Source organism: Gordonia zhenghanii (assembly GCF_021738965.1).
In the GTDB taxonomy this organism is placed as follows: Bacteria; Actinomycetota; Actinomycetes; order Mycobacteriales; family Mycobacteriaceae; genus Gordonia; species Gordonia zhenghanii.
The window spans coordinates 28,926-44,202 of record NZ_JAKKOQ010000005.1; the positions used below are offsets into that span (position 1 = coordinate 28,926).

Consider the following 15,277-nt stretch of genomic DNA (forward strand, 5'->3'; position numbering starts at 1 on the left):
CTCGGCGAACTCCTCACGCGAACAGGCGCGGCGCTTCGCCAACGCGGTACACGTCCCACCCGGGATCGCCGGCCATGGCGAACGACGTCCACGCGGCGTGCATCCTGGTGGCGAGGTCGTGGTCGGGAGTAGGGCCGACGAGTGAGTGTGCGTCGTCGAGGTGATCGAAGACGTAGGGGATCTCGACCGCGTGACCGGCCCGGATACCCATCACTGGACTGTGTCGGCCGAATTCGTACAGGAACGTCTGGTCGTCGGCTCGAGCGTCGGCGATCGCCTGCGTCGGCGCGGAGAATCCGTTGCGCGTGAGTTCCGCACACAATGCGTCGCCGGCCTTCACGCCACGCGCGAGAGACTCGTCGAATCGCTCGCTGGACGCGCCGGACCGTGCCAGAACCGATCTCGCCGTCGGCGCGTCGACGGCGGCGACCACCCCGGTCGGTGCGAGGAAGAAGTGGAACTCGTCGGCGTTCCACCCCGCGAGCAGCGCGACGCCCGCTCCGGCGCCTTCGGCGATGGAGTCGACCGGCACGGCGGGCAGCACGTCGCCGTCGATCACCGGCAGGAAACTCATCACGCCGAGACCGGCCCGTACCACCGACTCGCCCCAGACCGCCGGGTCGGGCTTGAGTGAGTGCGCCAACGCGACCTCGGTCTGGGCGGCCAACAGCGCGTCGGTCGAGACCTCGGCCCACGCCTGCGCGGTCGGTTCCACGCCCAAGATCTCGGACGTTCGAGTGGTCACCTTCCGGGCGTCGTCGATCGCCGCGACGCTGACCCCGTTGCCGCTCGCCATGATCGCGCGTCCGAACAGGCCGGCCGCGCGCGGCGACGACAGCAGGGACGCGACGCTCATCGCGCCCGCAGACTCGCCCATCACCGTCACGTGAGACGGGTCGCCGCCGAACGCTGCGATGTTGTCGCGCACCCATTCCAATGCGGCGATCTGGTCCAGGAGACCGCGGTTCTCCGGTGCGCCGTCGAGCGATGCGAAACCGGGAGCGCCGAGACGGTAGTTGACGCCGACGAAGACCAGACCGTCGCGTGCGAACGTATCGCCCGAATAGATCCCGATCCGATTTGCTCCACGAGTGAACGCGCCGCCGTGAATCCAGACGAGGACTGGCAGGTCCTCGCCGTCCGGGTCGGGCGTCCACACGTTGACGTTCAGGTAGTCGTCGCCGGGGGCGACGACGTTCTCCAGGATCGACGCGACGGGTTCCGGGTATCCGACCTGCGGAGCTGCCGGGCCGTACTCGGTCACATCCCGGACTGCAGTCCACGGTTCGGGAGGGTGTGGAGCCGCGAACGCCAGTGGGCCGACCGGCGGTGCGGCGTACGGGATTCCGAGGAAGGCGGAGACGGTCGAGCCGGTGGAGGTCGTGACACTTCGGCCACGGACCGGGCCGGACGAGGTGTCGGCGACGGGACTGTGCGAGGAGGCTTCGGTCACGATGTCGACGGTAGCCGCAGACGAGGGGAGGGCGGGGCCGAAACGCGTCAGTCCTGGTGCGAAATGTGTCAGTCCTGGTGGAGGAAGATAGCGCGAGCGGCGATGTCGCCCAAATGGATCGGTTCCCCGTCGTCGACGGAGATCGTCACAGTGCCTGCGAACGGGCGCTTCTCGACGATGCAGACGCGGCAGTCGAGAGTGATGCCGATCTCCTCGAAGTAGCGGAGCATTTCGGGATCGGAGTCGGAGATGCGGTTGATGACACCGGTCTCGTCGATCGCGAGGTCCGCGAGTTGGAGGGCCGCGGCGCCGGGAACGATGCCGTCGACTCCGGGGATCGGGTCGCCGTGCGGGTCGCGCTTGGGGTGGCCGAGTTTGGTGTCGATGTGGCGCAGTAGGCGTTCAGACACCGCGTGCTCGAGTACTTCGGCGTCCTCGTGCACCTGGTCCCAACCGTAGCCGAGTTCGCGAACCAGGAACGTCTCCAGGAGTCGGTGTCGCCGGACCATGCTGATCGCTGCTTCGCTGCCCTCGTCGGTGAGCGTCACCGCACCGTACGGTGCGTGGTCGACGAGGCCCTGATCTGCGAGTTTGCGAATGCCCTCGGAAGCGGTGGACGGCGATACCCCGAGCTTCTCGGCCAGTAGCTTGGTCGTGACCTTCACGTCAGACCACTCCTGCGTCGTCCAGATCACTTTCAGATAGTCCTGGGTCACAGACGAGAGTTCGTCGACCGGTCGAGAGTCGGGCATATGTATGACCTTACCCACCGCCGTGTGTCACGGCTTCCACCGCGGGCGTGCCGCGTCACGCGTCGAGTCGTACTGTAGAGCCGTGTTGCGTTGGCGAGGTTTGGACGATGTACCTGCCGGGTGGGGTCGATGTGTGGTGACCATCGGCGTGTTCGACGGCATTCACCGTGGGCACGCCCAATTGGTGAACGCAGCGACCCGGGCTGCGGCCGAACGTGGTGTGCCGTCGGTGTTGATGACGTTCGACCCGCACCCGTCCGAGGTGGTGCGCCCGGGCACGCACCCGCCCCAGCTCTCGACGCTGCGTAGACGGGCCGACCTCGCGGAAGAGATGGGCGTCGACGTGTTCTGCGTCATCCCGTTCACGCCGACGGTCGCCGCCCAGTCGCCCGAAGAGTTCGTCCACGAGGTTCTCGTCGAAGAACTCCATGCCGCAGTAGTCGTCGTCGGCGACAACTTCACGTTCGGGCACAAAGCCCTCGGCGACGTGCCGAAGCTCCGCGAACTAGGGCAGCGGTTCGGCTTCGAGGTGACAGCGGTGTCGCTGTTCGGCGAGCATGCCGTCACGTATTCGTCGACGTACATCCGGTCGTGCATCGCCTCCGGCGACGTGGAACTCGCCGCCGAAGCGCTCGGACGGCCGCATCGTGTCGAAGGCGCCGTGGTGCACGGCGAACGACGAGGCCGTGACCTGGGATATCCGACAGCGAACGTGGCCCCGCCCGAACATGCGGCGATCCCGGGCGACGGTGTCTATGCAGCCTGGTTCACCGTGCTCGGCGGCAAGGAGGGCGACGGCTTCCGCATCGGCGAACGTTATGCGGCGTCGGTGTCGGTCGGCACCAACCCGACGTTCTCCGGCCGAAACCGCACCGTCGAGGCGTACGTCCTCGACCTCGACGCCGACCTCTACGGACAGCACGTGGCCGTCGACTTCGTCAGCCGGTTGCGCGGGATGGAGTCGTACGACGGGATCGACGCGTTGATCGCCGCGATCAGCAACGACGTCGATCAGACCCGGACGATCCTGTCTGCCGAGGACAACTGACTCGATCGGCGTCCGGCGATTGCCGGTAGACGCCGGGATCCTGGTACACTTCATCGCTGGTGTCAGCTGCGGTCCGTGGTGGCGCACCCTCCGCCTGGTGGTGGAGACCGAGCACGGAACTGAAAATCAAGGAGACTCTCATGGCACTTACTGCCGACGAGAAGAAGGCTGTCCTCAGCGAGTACGGCGTGCACGAGACCGACACCGGTTCGCCGGAGGCTCAGGTCGCACTGCTGACCAAGCGGATCAAGGACCTGACCGAGCACCTCAAGCATCACAAGCACGACCACCACAGCCGTCGTGGCCTGCTCCTGCTGGTCGGTCGCCGTCGTCGCCTGCTCAAGTACTTGGCGAGCGTCGACATCAACCGCTACCGCTCGCTGATCGAGCGCCTGGGCATGCGTCGCTGACGCAAGCTCGAGTCCGCTCGCCGAGCCGACTTTGATCTCTTCGAGGCCGCGACCTGTCACACAGGTCGCGGCCTTGAAGTGTATTAGCCAGGGGAAATGTTAGAATGGCTCCGGTGTGATGATCTGCCTACAGCGGATACGCAGTCGTGAATCGTCAGATCGGTCCTCGGTAGTGGCTGTCGGAAGTGAAAAACTCCGGCCGCTTCGATCGAAGGCCGTCTACCCACAGCACACGACGTGCTGATCACGACTGGTCCGGCCACTCAATCTCGTCATCCACCCCGATCCGCCGCGCATTGCGGTGGGTCGGCAACTGCATATCCTGTTCGCCTCACGTTCGTGACCGACTACAGCGACCGAATCGCAGGGCGACCAGAAACAACACAGTGACCAGCACAACACAAGGGATTCTCACTACATGACTGATGTCATCAACGAAGACTTCGACGAGTCGATCACCGAAGTCTCTGCCGTCATCGACAACGGTGCATTCGGCACGCGGACCATCCGCTTCGAGACCGGACGTCTGGCCCTGCAGGCCGCAGGCGCCGTCGTCGCATACCTCGACGAGGGGACGATGATCCTCTCGACCACCACCGCGTCGAAGGCTCCGAAGGAGCACTTCGACTTCTTCCCGCTGACTGTCGACGTCGAAGAGCGTATGTACGCCGCGGGTCGCATCCCCGGATCGTTCTTCCGCCGCGAGGGCCGCCCGTCGACCGACGCGATCCTCACGTGCCGCCTCATCGACCGCCCGCTGCGCCCGACGTTCGTCGCCGGCCTCCGCAACGAGGTCCAGGTCGTCGAGACCATCCTGTCCCTCGACCCGAAGGACTTGTACGACGTCGTGGCGATCAACGCCGCGTCGGCGTCCACCCAGATCTCCGGACTCCCGTTCTCGGGCCCGGTCGGCGCCGTGCGCGTCGCCCTGATCCCGACCCTGCCCGGTGAGGGCGAGGGTCGCCCCGAGAACACCGCGGGCCAGTGGGTCGCGTTCCCGACGATCGAGCAGCTCGAGGGCGCTGTCTTCGACATGGTCGTCGCAGGCCGTATCGTGACCGGCTCCGGCGCTGACGCCGACGTCGCCATCATGATGGTCGAGGCCGAGGCCACCGAGAACGTGCTCGACCGGATCGCAGGCGGAGCACAGGGCCCGAGCGAGACCATCGTCGCCGAGGGCCTCGAGGCGGCCAAGCCGTTCATCGCGCAGCTCTGCGAGGCGCAGAAGCAGCTCGCAGGCGCCGCAGCCAAGGAGACCCGCGAGTTCCCGCTGTTCCCGCCGTACGACGACGACGTCTACGACGCGGTCGCCGAGTTCGCCACCGGTCGTCTGGGCGAGGCTCTCGCGATCGCGGGCAAGCACGAGCGCGACGACGCGACGGACGCCCTCAAGGGCGACGTGCTCGAAGCATTGGGCGAGAAGTTCGAAGGCCGTGAAGGCCAGATCGGCGCAGCCTACCGCTCGCTCACCAAGAAGCTGGTCCGCCAGCGGATCCTGACCGACCACTTCCGTATCGACGGTCGCGGCATCACCGACATCCGTGCGCTCTCGGCGGAGATCGGCGTCATCCCGCGCGCACACGGCAGTGCGTTGTTCGAGCGCGGCGAGACCCAGATCATGGGCGTCACCACCCTCGACATGGTCAAGATGGCGCAGAAGATCGACTCCCTCGGAGCCGAGACCAGCAAGCGCTACATGCACCACTACAACTTCCCGCCGTACTCGACCGGTGAGACCGGTCGAGTCGGTTCGCCGAAGCGCCGCGAGATCGGACACGGCGCGCTCGCCGAGCGTGCTCTCGTGCCGGTCCTGCCGAGCGTCGAGGAGTTCCCGTACGCGATCCGCCAGGTGTCTGAGGCACTCGGTTCCAACGGCTCCACCTCGATGGGCTCGGTCTGTGCGTCGACGATCTCGATGCTCAACGCCGGTGTGCCGCTGAAGGCCCCGGTCGCAGGCATCGCGATGGGACTCGTCTCCGACGAGGTCACCATCGACGGCAAGACCGAGACCCGTTACGTGGCCCTCACCGACATCCTCGGCGCCGAGGACGCGTTCGGCGACATGGACTTCAAGGTCGCAGGCACCAAGGACTTCGTGACCGCCCTGCAGCTGGACACCAAGCTGGACGGCATCCCGTCGAAGGTCCTCGCCGGTGCTCTCAGCCAGGCCAAGCAGGCCCGGCTGACCATCCTGGACGTGCTGGCCGAGGCCATCGACGAGCCGGACGAGATGAGCCCGTTCGCGCCGCGCATCACGACGATCAAGATCCCGCTGGACAAGATCGGCGAGCTGATCGGCCCCAAGGGCAAGACGATCAACGGCATCACCGAGGACACCGGCGCCAACATCTCGATCGAAGACGACGGCACCGTGTTCATCGGCGCTGCTGACGGTCTGTCCGCACAGGCTGCGATCGACAAGGTCAACGCCATCGCGAACCCGCAGCTGCCGAAGGTCGGCGAGCGTTTCCTCGGAACCGTCGTCAAGACGCCCGCGTTCGGCGCATTCGTCTCGCTGCTGCCGGGCCGTGACGGTCTGATCCACATCAGCAAGCTGGGCAACGGCAAGCGCATCGGCAAGGTCGAAGACGTCGCCAAGGTCGGCGACAAGCTTCAGGTCGAGATCGCCGACATCGATGAGCGCGGCAAGATCAGCCTCATCCTCGTCAGCGACGACGCCCCTGCGGCGACATCGGACGACGAAGCCGTCGACGCCTGATCAGTCCCGACGAGAACTGACACCGGCCCGCGACACACTATGTGTCGCGGGCCGGTTCGTCTCTGTTCGTGCCTCCGCGTGAGCGGTTCTGCTCGGCTCGTCAGTCGACCTTGATCCGGCCCGTCGCTCCGTCGATCTGACGTAGGCGTCCCGACGCGGACTTCACGTCCCCGAAGTAGCGGATCCGGTAATCGCCTGGAGCCGCGTTCCGCGGAACGCGCCAGGTCACTGTCATCTTCGATGCCGACATGCTTCCGCCGGGCCGCGCCCACGTCATCTCGGTCGACTCGTGGTCGTCGTCGTAGACCGTCGTCCAGCCGGTGCCGGTGAACTTCTCGACACTGAAGTAGCGACGCGCTCCGCGACGGACCCGGTTGCTCGGGTAAGCGCCGCAGAAGCTCGCGGAGATCGTCGATCCAGGTTTCGCTGAGGCGGGAACCTTCGAGACGACCTGACCGAACCGCTTCCCCGGCATCGGGGTGTCGGCGGGCTGTGCGCCGAGCAGGTCGGGTTGCAGATCGGCCCGGTCGGCGGGAGCCCGCCCGGCCGAGCGTTTCGCGCCGCGTCGCATCGCCTTCGCCAACGCATCCATCTCCTGCATGTACGCGCACAGCGTCCACCGGCCGAACAAGGTCTCGCCGCCCTCGTACTGTTGCGACACATACTCCTCGGGAGTCACGACGTACTGGCAGTAACCGTTCGAATATCCCTGCAGCAGAACGTTTTCCAGTGGGACATCCATCGCGTCTGCCACGATCCGCCGCACGCGCAGGCCGGAGACGATGGTCGACTCCGTCGGCAGCGCGGCCAGGACCAGATCACCGATCCGCATCAGCTGCAGCGGCAGTCGCTGCTCGATCCACGAACGCGGCGGAAGGATGCCGAGAGGGAACAGGATCGCCTTCGGCGACTGATTGTCGGCGATCCACGCGGGCGGTGTCGGCGTCGCGCCTGCGCCGAGCGCCATCGCGAACTCGTTCCGCACGCCCTCGTTCAAGAAGCCGAGCTGACTGCGGGTGTTCTCCTCCTGGCTCGTCGCGGCGGCTGCCGCGCCCATCATCGCGGGGGAAGTGCGAGCCGACTTGCCGTGCGGTGTGAAGTGTCCGTCGATGTGGACGTTCGCCATGTCGACATAGCGGGTCGCGGAATCGACTCCTCCGGTGGTCATCGGCCGGGCGGCTGCGAGAGCCGCCTGCCCTGCGCGGTCCTGGCGTCGCCCGATGATGATCCGGTTGCTCCGATTGTCGGCCGTCGGGCCGCCCGGATGCATCTTGCGGACCCACAGGTTCGGCGTCATGTCACCCGCGTTGGTCTGCGCATGTGCGCTCACGACGTCGGGATCGCGCTGCTCTCCCAGATATGCCGCGTACCCCTTGTTGTCGGGGCCGATCAGGAAGTTCGCATCGGTCAGCGACGTGCCGTGGGTGGCGAACCAGGTGATCTCGCCGATACTCGCGCCGCCCTGCTTGAGTCGGATGGCGGTGACCTGAGGGTCGATGTGCGACGAGAAATGCTTTCGATCGGGTTCCGGGTTGAGCGTGAACGCGTCGTACGACCGGTTGGCGCTCGCATCGTGCAGTTCGGTGTGTCCGAGCTCGACGGTTCCGGGTGCGAGCGAGGAGTGCGCCTGCTCGACAGCTTCGAGCAGCCCGTCGATCTCGGCCCGGAATGAGTTGTGTCGGTGGCCTTTCGCCGCCAGGACGTAGGCGTAGTCCCACGAGGTGCCACCGCACGAGTTGTGGTTGTGGGTGGCGTTGATGTTGACGTTGTGCACGTTGTAGAGGTCGCCGTGACGCTTGCGCAGCTCGGCGAGAAGCGTGTTGTGGTGGGAGGTGAACACGCACGCGATGTCGGCCGTGATGAACAGGACGCGCTGACCGGTCGCGGCGTCGGCGACGATGTAGGCGCGCGCCCACGTGCGTTGCAACAGGCCGTTCGCCACCTGGTCGAGATCGGAGTAGCCCATCATTCCCTGGCCCGCGATCGCGCCGGTCATATCGCCCTTGCCCGCACCGACCAGGTAGCCGGTCGCGGCCTGCGCCTGCCCGGCGGAGTCGACTGCGCCGGCTCCGAGTCCGATCGAGGCGGCGGTCGCCGCTGCGCCGACAGCGGTCGCGTGTAGAACGGTGCGGCGTGGGACGTCAGGCATCGGGCTCCTTGAATGACACAAGTTCTCATTGATCGACGTTGTGACTCTAACCTCACCTGATCGATCGATCAATATTGTCGAATGTCCGGTAACGGTGATCGTGTCCCGCACGGTCGCGGACCGCCTTCTAGACTGGGAGGTAATCAGCGACGAAAGGCTTACAAGTCATGGGTGACGCCATCCGCACGGGTGTGTTGGGCAGCAACGGCAAGGTCGGCAAGGCGATCGTCGACGGAGTGGAGTCCGGCGACGGCGTCGAATTCACCGTCGGCGTCGACAAAGGTGATTCGCTTCAGACGTTCGTGGACTCCGAGACCAGTGTGGTGGTCGATTTCACGCACCCCGATGTCGTCATGGACAACCTGAAGTTCTTGGTGGACAACGGGATCAACGCCGTCGTAGGTACCACCGGATTCACACAGGAACGGTTGGACACGGTCCGCGGCTGGCTGGGCGACGACCCGCGCAGCGGGGTGCTCATCGCTCCCAACTTCGCGATCGGCGCCGTCTTGTCGATGCACTTCGCGCAGCAGGCCGCACGGTTCTTCGAATCGGCCGAGGTCGTCGAGCTGCATCATCCGCATAAGGCCGACGCGCCCTCGGGTACGGCAGGCCGGACCGCTCAGTTGATCGCAGCGGCCCGTGCCGACGCGGGTCTCGGTGCGTCGCAGGACGCGACGTCCACCGGAGTCGACGGCGCCCGCGGAGCGGACGTCGACGGCGTGCGCGTGCACTCGATTCGTCTCGCGGGGCTCGTCGCGCACCAGGAAGTGCTGTTCGGTACGCAAGGCGAGACGCTGACGATCCGCCACGACTCGATGGACCGCAACTCGTTCGTTCCGGGCGTCCTGCTCGGGGTCCGCGAGATCGGTTCGCGGCCGGGACTGACGGTCGGCCTCGAACACCTGATGGATCTGTGACACGTGTCCTCGACTCGTAAATCCGACGCGCGGCCGATCGTCGCGGTGATCGCCTTCCTGGTGATCGCTATGTGCGTCTACTTCGTCATCCTCGGCCGGATGGCGTACCGGATGATCGAGCACGGGACCGTGGTGTCGATCGGATTCGGCATCGGCATCTTCATCCTCCCGCTGCTCGGCGTGTGGATGATCGTGTCCACGCTCCGCTCGGGGATCGAGCACCAGAGGATGGCCGCCGAGGTCGCAGACCGGGGGCGCGAACTCGATGTCGACGACCTTCCTCGACGACCATCGGGGCGCATCGAGCGCGACGCAGCGGACGACCTGTTCGCCCAGGTGAAGCAGGAGTGGGAGGCCGATCCGAGCGACTGGGTCCGCACCTACCGGATTGCGCGCGCATACGACTACGCAGGTGACCGCTCCCGGGCCCGCGAGATGATGAAGCGGGCATCGGGCCAGTACCGCGAGGCGAAGGACTGACAATGCCCGGGCACGAGCAGATGTTGGCCGAGGCGTTCCTACCGCCGATCGAGCGACCGTTTCCCGCTGATCGAGCGACCGTTTCCCGCTGATCGAGCGACCGTTTCCCGCTGATCGAGCGGAGTCGAGATCGGAAAACCGTGGTCCTTGCGAGGTTTCGCCTCGGCTCGTCGCTAGCGCTCCTCACCGGCTCAACCAGCTAGGAGAGCCCGGCGGCCACCGTCGCACCTAGTTCCCAGCACGCGTCGAGTTGATCCTTGGTCGGCTTGTTCGACGCGATGACATACTCGGCGGCCTTGGTCCAGCCCAGACCTGCGGTGATCCGGTCGACGGCGTTCACGGCGCCCTCGGAGCCCTCGTTGCCGTGCAGATACAGCCCGAACGGGCGAGCCTGGGTCGAGTCGAGGATCTGGTAGTAGCTGCAGTCGAACGCGTGCTTCAGCGCTCCGGAGATGTAGCCGAGGTTCACCGGCGAGCCGAGGAGATAACCGTCGGCATCGAGGAAGTCGGTCGCGGTCACCGACAGTGCCGCGCGCCGAACCACCTCGACGCCCTCGATCTCCGGGTCCGTCGCGCCGGAGACGACGGCCTCGAACATGGCCTGACAGTGCGGCGACGGTGTGTGGTGGACGATCAGCAGGCGAGCCATGCGTCCACTGTGGCAGATTCTCCCTGGGCCGGTCCGCGAGTCAGTAGACGTGCGGTCGGACACGTGGCGTCGAGCTGCCCATGACACGATCGACTCGACAGCGCAATCGAGGGGACCCAGATGCCGCACACCAGCACACTCGACGACCGTCCGTCGCACGCACGCTTCTTCGAGCGGACGTACCGACTCCGGATGGAGGACGTCACCCCTGACATGGGGGTGCGTCACGACGCGATCGCGCGTCTGCTCCAGAACATCGCCATGGACATGATCGACGAGTCGGAGTGGGGCAAGACGAATCCGTTCTGGATCGTGCGCCGCAACGTGATCGACGTCCTCGAGCCGATCACCTGGCCCGGCGACGTGCACATCGAACGGTGGTGCGAGGCGACGTCGTCGCGATGGGTCGGGATGCGTCAACGACTCACCGGGACGCCGACTGCGACGGGGTTCGCCGACGCCGATCGTCCGACCGGCCTGGTGGAGACGTCGAGCTTCTGCATCAACGTGACCCGAGAGGGTCGTCCGTCTCGAATCGACGACGAGTCCATGGACGACTGGAACACCGACGTCACCGAGACTCGCCTCAAATGGAAGGCGATGAACCCAGCCGCCCCTGGCGACGTCCCGGACGGCGAGATCGACTACACGACGTTCGCGCTGCGCACCACCGACTTCGACGCGTTGGGGCACATGAACAACGTCGCATACTGGCATGCCGTGCACGCCGTCCTCGACCGAGTCCCCGGCCTGACCGCGGCGCCGCACCGCGCCGTCATCGAGTATCTGCGACCGATCACCCCGCGCGACGACGCGACGATCGCGACGACCGAGTACAACGGCGGAATCGCGTTGTGGTTCATCGTCGACGACGTGGTCACGACATCGGTGACGGTGACACCGCTGTAGGAGGGATCTCGACTGCGCTCGATCGGCGAAAAGGGGCTCGATCGGCGAGAAGGGGCTCGATCAGCGGGGAGACGGGATCCGATAGATACGGCGCGCGTTGGCGGAGAACGCGGCGGGAAGAGCAGTCGGACCATGCGCGGCGTCGACGGCTGCGGCGACGAGTTGGACGGCGTCACCGAAGGTCAGGACGGGAGCGTCGATCGGCATGTTGGAGCCGAACATCAGCCGGTCGACGCCGAACGCCGATGCCGTCGAGGTCAGGATCGGATGCCAGAGGTCGGTGAGTTCCGCACGGTCCGGCGGCGACGAGTAGCCGAGGACCGGCATCCCGTACCCGGACAGTTTCGCGACGACGTTGGGTTCGGCGGCGACGGCGGATATCGCGTCGAGCCACCGATCGCGCATCCCGGCGCGCTGCGCGCTCGAAGATCCCGTGCGTTCTCCGCGCGGTCCGACGACACCGGGTTCGGTGCCCAGATGGTTCAGGATGATCGTCGTCTCCGGGTACTCGCGAGCGAGAGTGACGACGTCGGGCAGTTGGTGGGCGTACACCCACGCGTCGAAGGTGAGACTGCGCTCGGCGATCGCAGCGAATCCGGATAGGAACCTCGTGTCCGCATACAGGTTCGGGACATCTGTCCACGACTTCACTCCCGGGTCGGGGTGGACCGGGGCAGAGCAACGGATGCCGACGAGATTCGGCGTCGACGCGAGGTGGGCGTCGAGTACCGCGGCGCTGTCGGTCCACCGTGGGTCGAAGTGTCCGACGATCCCGCCGAGCGAGAGGGAGTCGGGAAACTCGAGTCCGTTGATCCACGCGGACTCGTCGGCGGCTCGGAATCCCTCGGCCTTCCACGACGCTTCGATGTGCACGGCGCTCCCGACGCGGTAGGCGTCGTCGTCGCTGCGGGCCAGCGCCGAGTAGTCGGCCGGCAGGAACGGTTGAGCGACCCACTGCGGCGAGCCGACGAACCCGCGGTTTGCACGCGGGACGACGACCCCGAAGGCCTTCTCCAGGAGCCGGGGAGCGATCGAGTACAGACGTGCGGGACCGGACGCTTCGCGCGGGGTGGTCAACGGATCCCACAGGTGCATGTGCGCGTCGACGATGTCGCCGAGTCGATAGGTCATGCGATCACTGTAGGGTTCCTCCGGCGTGGCCGTGCAGCCTTGCCTGCCGCCTCGGTAGACTCGGCGAGGTGAGCACGCCCATCCCCACCCCGTACGAGGACCTGCTGAGGCTCGTCCTGGAGACCGGCACCCCGAAAGCCGACCGCACAGGCACCGGGACACGGAGCGTGTTCGGACATCAGATGCGATTCGACCTGTCGGCGGGCTTCCCGCTCGTCACCACCAAAAAAGTGCACCTCAAGTCGATCGTCTACGAACTCCTGTGGTTCCTGCGCGGCGACTCGAACGTCACCTGGCTTCAAGACCACGGCGTCAAGATCTGGGACGAATGGGCAGCCGACGACGGTGAACTCGGTCCCGTCTACGGCGTGCAGTGGCGCAACTGGCCGACGCCGTCGGGGGAGCACATCGACCAGATCTCAGTGGCGCTCGAGACGCTGACGTCCAATCCCGACTCGCGGCGGAACATCGTCTCGGCGTGGAACGTCGGCGAGATCCCGCAGATGGCGTTGCCGCCGTGCCACGCGTTCTTCCAGTTCTATGTGGCCGACGGCAAGCTCAGCTGCCAGCTGTATCAACGCAGCGCCGACCTGTTCCTCGGCGTCCCGTTCAACATCGCGTCGTACGCGCTGCTCACGCACATGATGGCGCAGCAGGCCGGTCTCGAAGTCGGCGATTTCGTGTGGACCGGCGGCGACTGCCACATCTACGACAACCACGTCGACCAAGTCCGCGAACAGCTCTCGCGTGACCCGTACCCGTCCCCGACGCTCGAACTGCGCAAGGCGGATTCGATCTTCGACTACCAGTACGACGACGTGCAGGTGGTCGGATACACCTCGCATCCGGCGATCAAAGCTCCCGTCGCCGTCTGAGATCGGAGGACACGATGACCGTCTCGCTCGTGTGGGCACAGGACCTCGCCGGCGCGATCGGCAAGGCGAACACGATTCCGTGGCGCGTCCCCGAGGACATGGCCCGGTTCAAGGAATTGACCGGGACCGGCGCCGTCGTGATGGGCCGGAAGACGTGGGAGTCGCTGCCGGCCAAGTTCCGCCCGTTGCCTGGTCGACGGAACGTCGTGGTGACGCGCAACGCCGGGTTCGAGGCGCCGGGCGCAGAGACCGTCGGTGGACTAGCTGAAGCGCTCGACCTGACCGGTGGCGTGGCCTCCGTGATGGGCGGCGGCGAGATCTATACGGCCGCAATGGAGTTCGCGACCCAACTGCGAGTCACTGAGATCGATGTCCTGGTCGAAGGCGCGGATGCGTTCGCCCCGGAGATCGACGCCGACGTGTGGACCCGCGCGGCTCGGGGTGAATGGGAGACGTCGAGGACCGGTACTCGATACCGGTTCGTCGACTATCGCCGGGCCGCTCGATGACCTCGCCGACGATCGGTGGAACGTCCTGATGGCCGACCTGTCGGTCGGGCAGGCCCGTCGAATCGCCTTGGCTGCACAGGGTTTCGCTGACCCCGTGCCCGGCGGTCCGCCGACTCGGCGACACTTCCGGCGGGTGCTCGGACGCACCCGACTCTTGCAGATGGACTCGGTCAACATTCTGGCCCGAGCGCACTACCTGCCTGCCTTCAGCCGACTCGGCGCCTACGACGACACCCTGCTCGACACGGCGGCCTGGCGCGACACTACGCGGTCTCCACGCCTGCTCGCCGAGTACTGGGCCCACGAGGCCGCGCTGATTCCCGTCGACGACTGGCCGCTCTTCGGGTGGCGGATGGACGACTACCGCGGCGGGCGGTACCGATACACCCGAGAAGTTCTGGCACGCAACAGATCTCTCGCTGCCGATGTCCGCGATGTGATCGTCGGGCGCGGAGCGTCGACGCCGCGCAGTGTCGAAGACGAACTCGGGATCGAGCGCACCCCGGGGGAGAAGGGGTCGTGGTGGACGCGCGGTGAAGTGAAGCATGTGTGCGAGGCGTTGTTCGCCTCAGGCGACCTCTCTGCCACCCGCAACGGAAACTTCGTCCGACACTACGACCTGGCCGAACGGATCGTCGGCGACCAGGTGAACGTCTCGATTCCGCGGGCCGAGGCCCACCGCGAACTAGTCACTCGTGCGGCAGCCGCGCACGGGGTCGGGACCGTCGCCGATCTCGCCGACTACTACCGCTTGAAGACCGCCGACGTGAAGGCCGTGCTGCCCGATCTGCTCGATGCCGGGATCGTGCGCGAGGTGTCGATCGACGGATGGGGCGATCGGGCGTACCTGCATCGCGACGCACGGATCCCCAGGAAGGTCCGGCGATCGACGTTGCTGTCGCCGTTCGACCCGCTCGTCTTCTTCCGGCCGCGCACCCAGCGGTTGTTCGACTTCCACTACCGCATCGAGATCTACGTGCCCGAACACAAACGGGTGCACGGCTACTACGTGCTTCCGTACCTGATGGACGAACAGGTCGCGGCTCGCGTCGACCTGAAGGCCGACCGCTCGACCGGCGTCCTGCACGTGCTGTCGGCCCACGTCGAGCCCGGGGTCGACCAAGGGGAAGTCGCCGAGCGATTGGCGGCAGATCTACGCGCGACGGCGGCATGGCGTGGCCTCGACGACGTCGTGATCCACGGTCGCGGCGAGCTGTCCGGGGCGTTGTCGGCGGTGAGTTGAGACTTCCGACGAAGTCGGCACTTTCTTTCG

At 66.3% G+C, this 15,277-nt stretch carries 14 protein-coding genes; 9 read left to right on the plus strand and 5 right to left on the minus strand.

Features of this window, described 5'->3' with window-relative positions; translation table 11 throughout:
- Positions 1–13: 13 nt before the first annotated feature.
- Positions 14–1,453, minus strand: coding sequence for a carboxylesterase/lipase family protein (locus L5G32_RS04860; RefSeq protein ID WP_237009902.1), 1,440 nt, complete (start codon positions 1,451–1,453; stop codon positions 14–16).
- Between the two features lie 68 nt (positions 1,454–1,521).
- Positions 1,522–2,205, minus strand: coding sequence for a metal-dependent transcriptional regulator (locus L5G32_RS04865; protein ID WP_237009903.1), 684 nt, complete (start codon positions 2,203–2,205; stop codon positions 1,522–1,524).
- Between the two features lie 82 nt (positions 2,206–2,287).
- Here L5G32_RS04865 and L5G32_RS04870 point away from each other — a divergent pair, with 82 nt between their 5' ends.
- The 3 genes from L5G32_RS04870 (at position 2,288) to L5G32_RS04880 (ending at position 6,382) form a co-directional block, all read left to right on the plus strand.
- Positions 2,288–3,253: a bifunctional riboflavin kinase/FAD synthetase gene (locus L5G32_RS04870; RefSeq protein ID WP_237009904.1), complete on the plus strand. Its 966-nt coding sequence runs from the start codon at positions 2,288–2,290 to the stop codon at positions 3,251–3,253.
- A 140-nt stretch (positions 3,254–3,393) separates the two neighbouring features.
- Entirely contained in the window at positions 3,394–3,663 is a 270-nt protein-coding gene (rpsO, locus tag L5G32_RS04875; RefSeq protein ID WP_237009905.1) for a 30S ribosomal protein S15, read from the plus strand.
- 418 nt (positions 3,664–4,081) lie between these two features.
- A complete protein-coding gene (locus tag L5G32_RS04880) occupies positions 4,082–6,382 on the plus strand; it encodes a polyribonucleotide nucleotidyltransferase (protein ID WP_237009906.1) in 2,301 nt (766 codons plus the stop codon).
- A 100-nt stretch (positions 6,383–6,482) separates the two neighbouring features.
- Here the strand turns inward: L5G32_RS04880 and L5G32_RS04885 are convergent, their stop codons facing one another.
- A complete protein-coding gene (locus tag L5G32_RS04885) occupies positions 6,483–8,531 on the minus strand; it encodes a neutral/alkaline non-lysosomal ceramidase N-terminal domain-containing protein (RefSeq protein ID WP_237009907.1) in 2,049 nt (682 codons plus the stop codon).
- A gap of 167 nt (positions 8,532–8,698) precedes the next feature.
- Here L5G32_RS04885 and dapB point away from each other — a divergent pair, with 167 nt between their 5' ends.
- On the plus strand, positions 8,699–9,451 hold the full coding sequence (gene dapB / locus L5G32_RS04890) for a 4-hydroxy-tetrahydrodipicolinate reductase (RefSeq protein ID WP_237009908.1): 753 nt from the start codon (positions 8,699–8,701) through the stop codon (positions 9,449–9,451).
- Positions 9,452–9,454: 3 nt separating this feature from the next.
- On the plus strand, positions 9,455–9,931 hold the full coding sequence (locus L5G32_RS04895) for a hypothetical protein (protein WP_237009909.1): 477 nt from the start codon (positions 9,455–9,457) through the stop codon (positions 9,929–9,931).
- 199 nt (positions 9,932–10,130) lie between these two features.
- On the opposite strand, the gene L5G32_RS04900 is transcribed toward L5G32_RS04895, so the two are convergent.
- Positions 10,131–10,580, minus strand: coding sequence for a flavodoxin family protein (locus L5G32_RS04900; RefSeq protein WP_237009910.1), 450 nt, complete (start codon positions 10,578–10,580; stop codon positions 10,131–10,133).
- A 120-nt stretch (positions 10,581–10,700) separates the two neighbouring features.
- On the opposite strand from L5G32_RS04900, the gene L5G32_RS04905 reads away from it, so the two are divergent.
- On the plus strand, positions 10,701–11,489 hold the full coding sequence (locus L5G32_RS04905) for an acyl-ACP thioesterase domain-containing protein (protein ID WP_237009911.1): 789 nt from the start codon (positions 10,701–10,703) through the stop codon (positions 11,487–11,489).
- Positions 11,490–11,549: 60 nt separating this feature from the next.
- Here the strand turns inward: L5G32_RS04905 and L5G32_RS04910 are convergent, their stop codons facing one another.
- Positions 11,550–12,620: an amidohydrolase family protein gene (locus tag L5G32_RS04910; protein ID WP_237009912.1), complete on the minus strand. Its 1,071-nt coding sequence runs from the start codon at positions 12,618–12,620 to the stop codon at positions 11,550–11,552.
- A 68-nt stretch (positions 12,621–12,688) separates the two neighbouring features.
- Between L5G32_RS04910 and L5G32_RS04915 the strand changes: the two genes are divergently transcribed.
- The 3 genes from L5G32_RS04915 to L5G32_RS04925 are packed head-to-tail and all read left to right on the plus strand — an operon-like array spanning position 12,689 to position 15,247.
- Positions 12,689–13,495, plus strand: coding sequence for a thymidylate synthase (locus L5G32_RS04915; RefSeq protein WP_237009913.1), 807 nt, complete (start codon positions 12,689–12,691; stop codon positions 13,493–13,495).
- Between the two features lie 14 nt (positions 13,496–13,509).
- A complete protein-coding gene (locus L5G32_RS04920) occupies positions 13,510–14,004 on the plus strand; it encodes a dihydrofolate reductase (protein WP_237009914.1) in 495 nt (164 codons plus the stop codon).
- Positions 14,005–14,032: 28 nt separating this feature from the next.
- Positions 14,033–15,247 (plus strand): winged helix-turn-helix domain-containing protein, encoded by a 1,215-nt coding sequence (locus tag L5G32_RS04925; protein WP_237009915.1) that lies wholly within the window; start codon positions 14,033–14,035, stop codon positions 15,245–15,247.
- Positions 15,248–15,277: the final 30 nt, after the last annotated feature.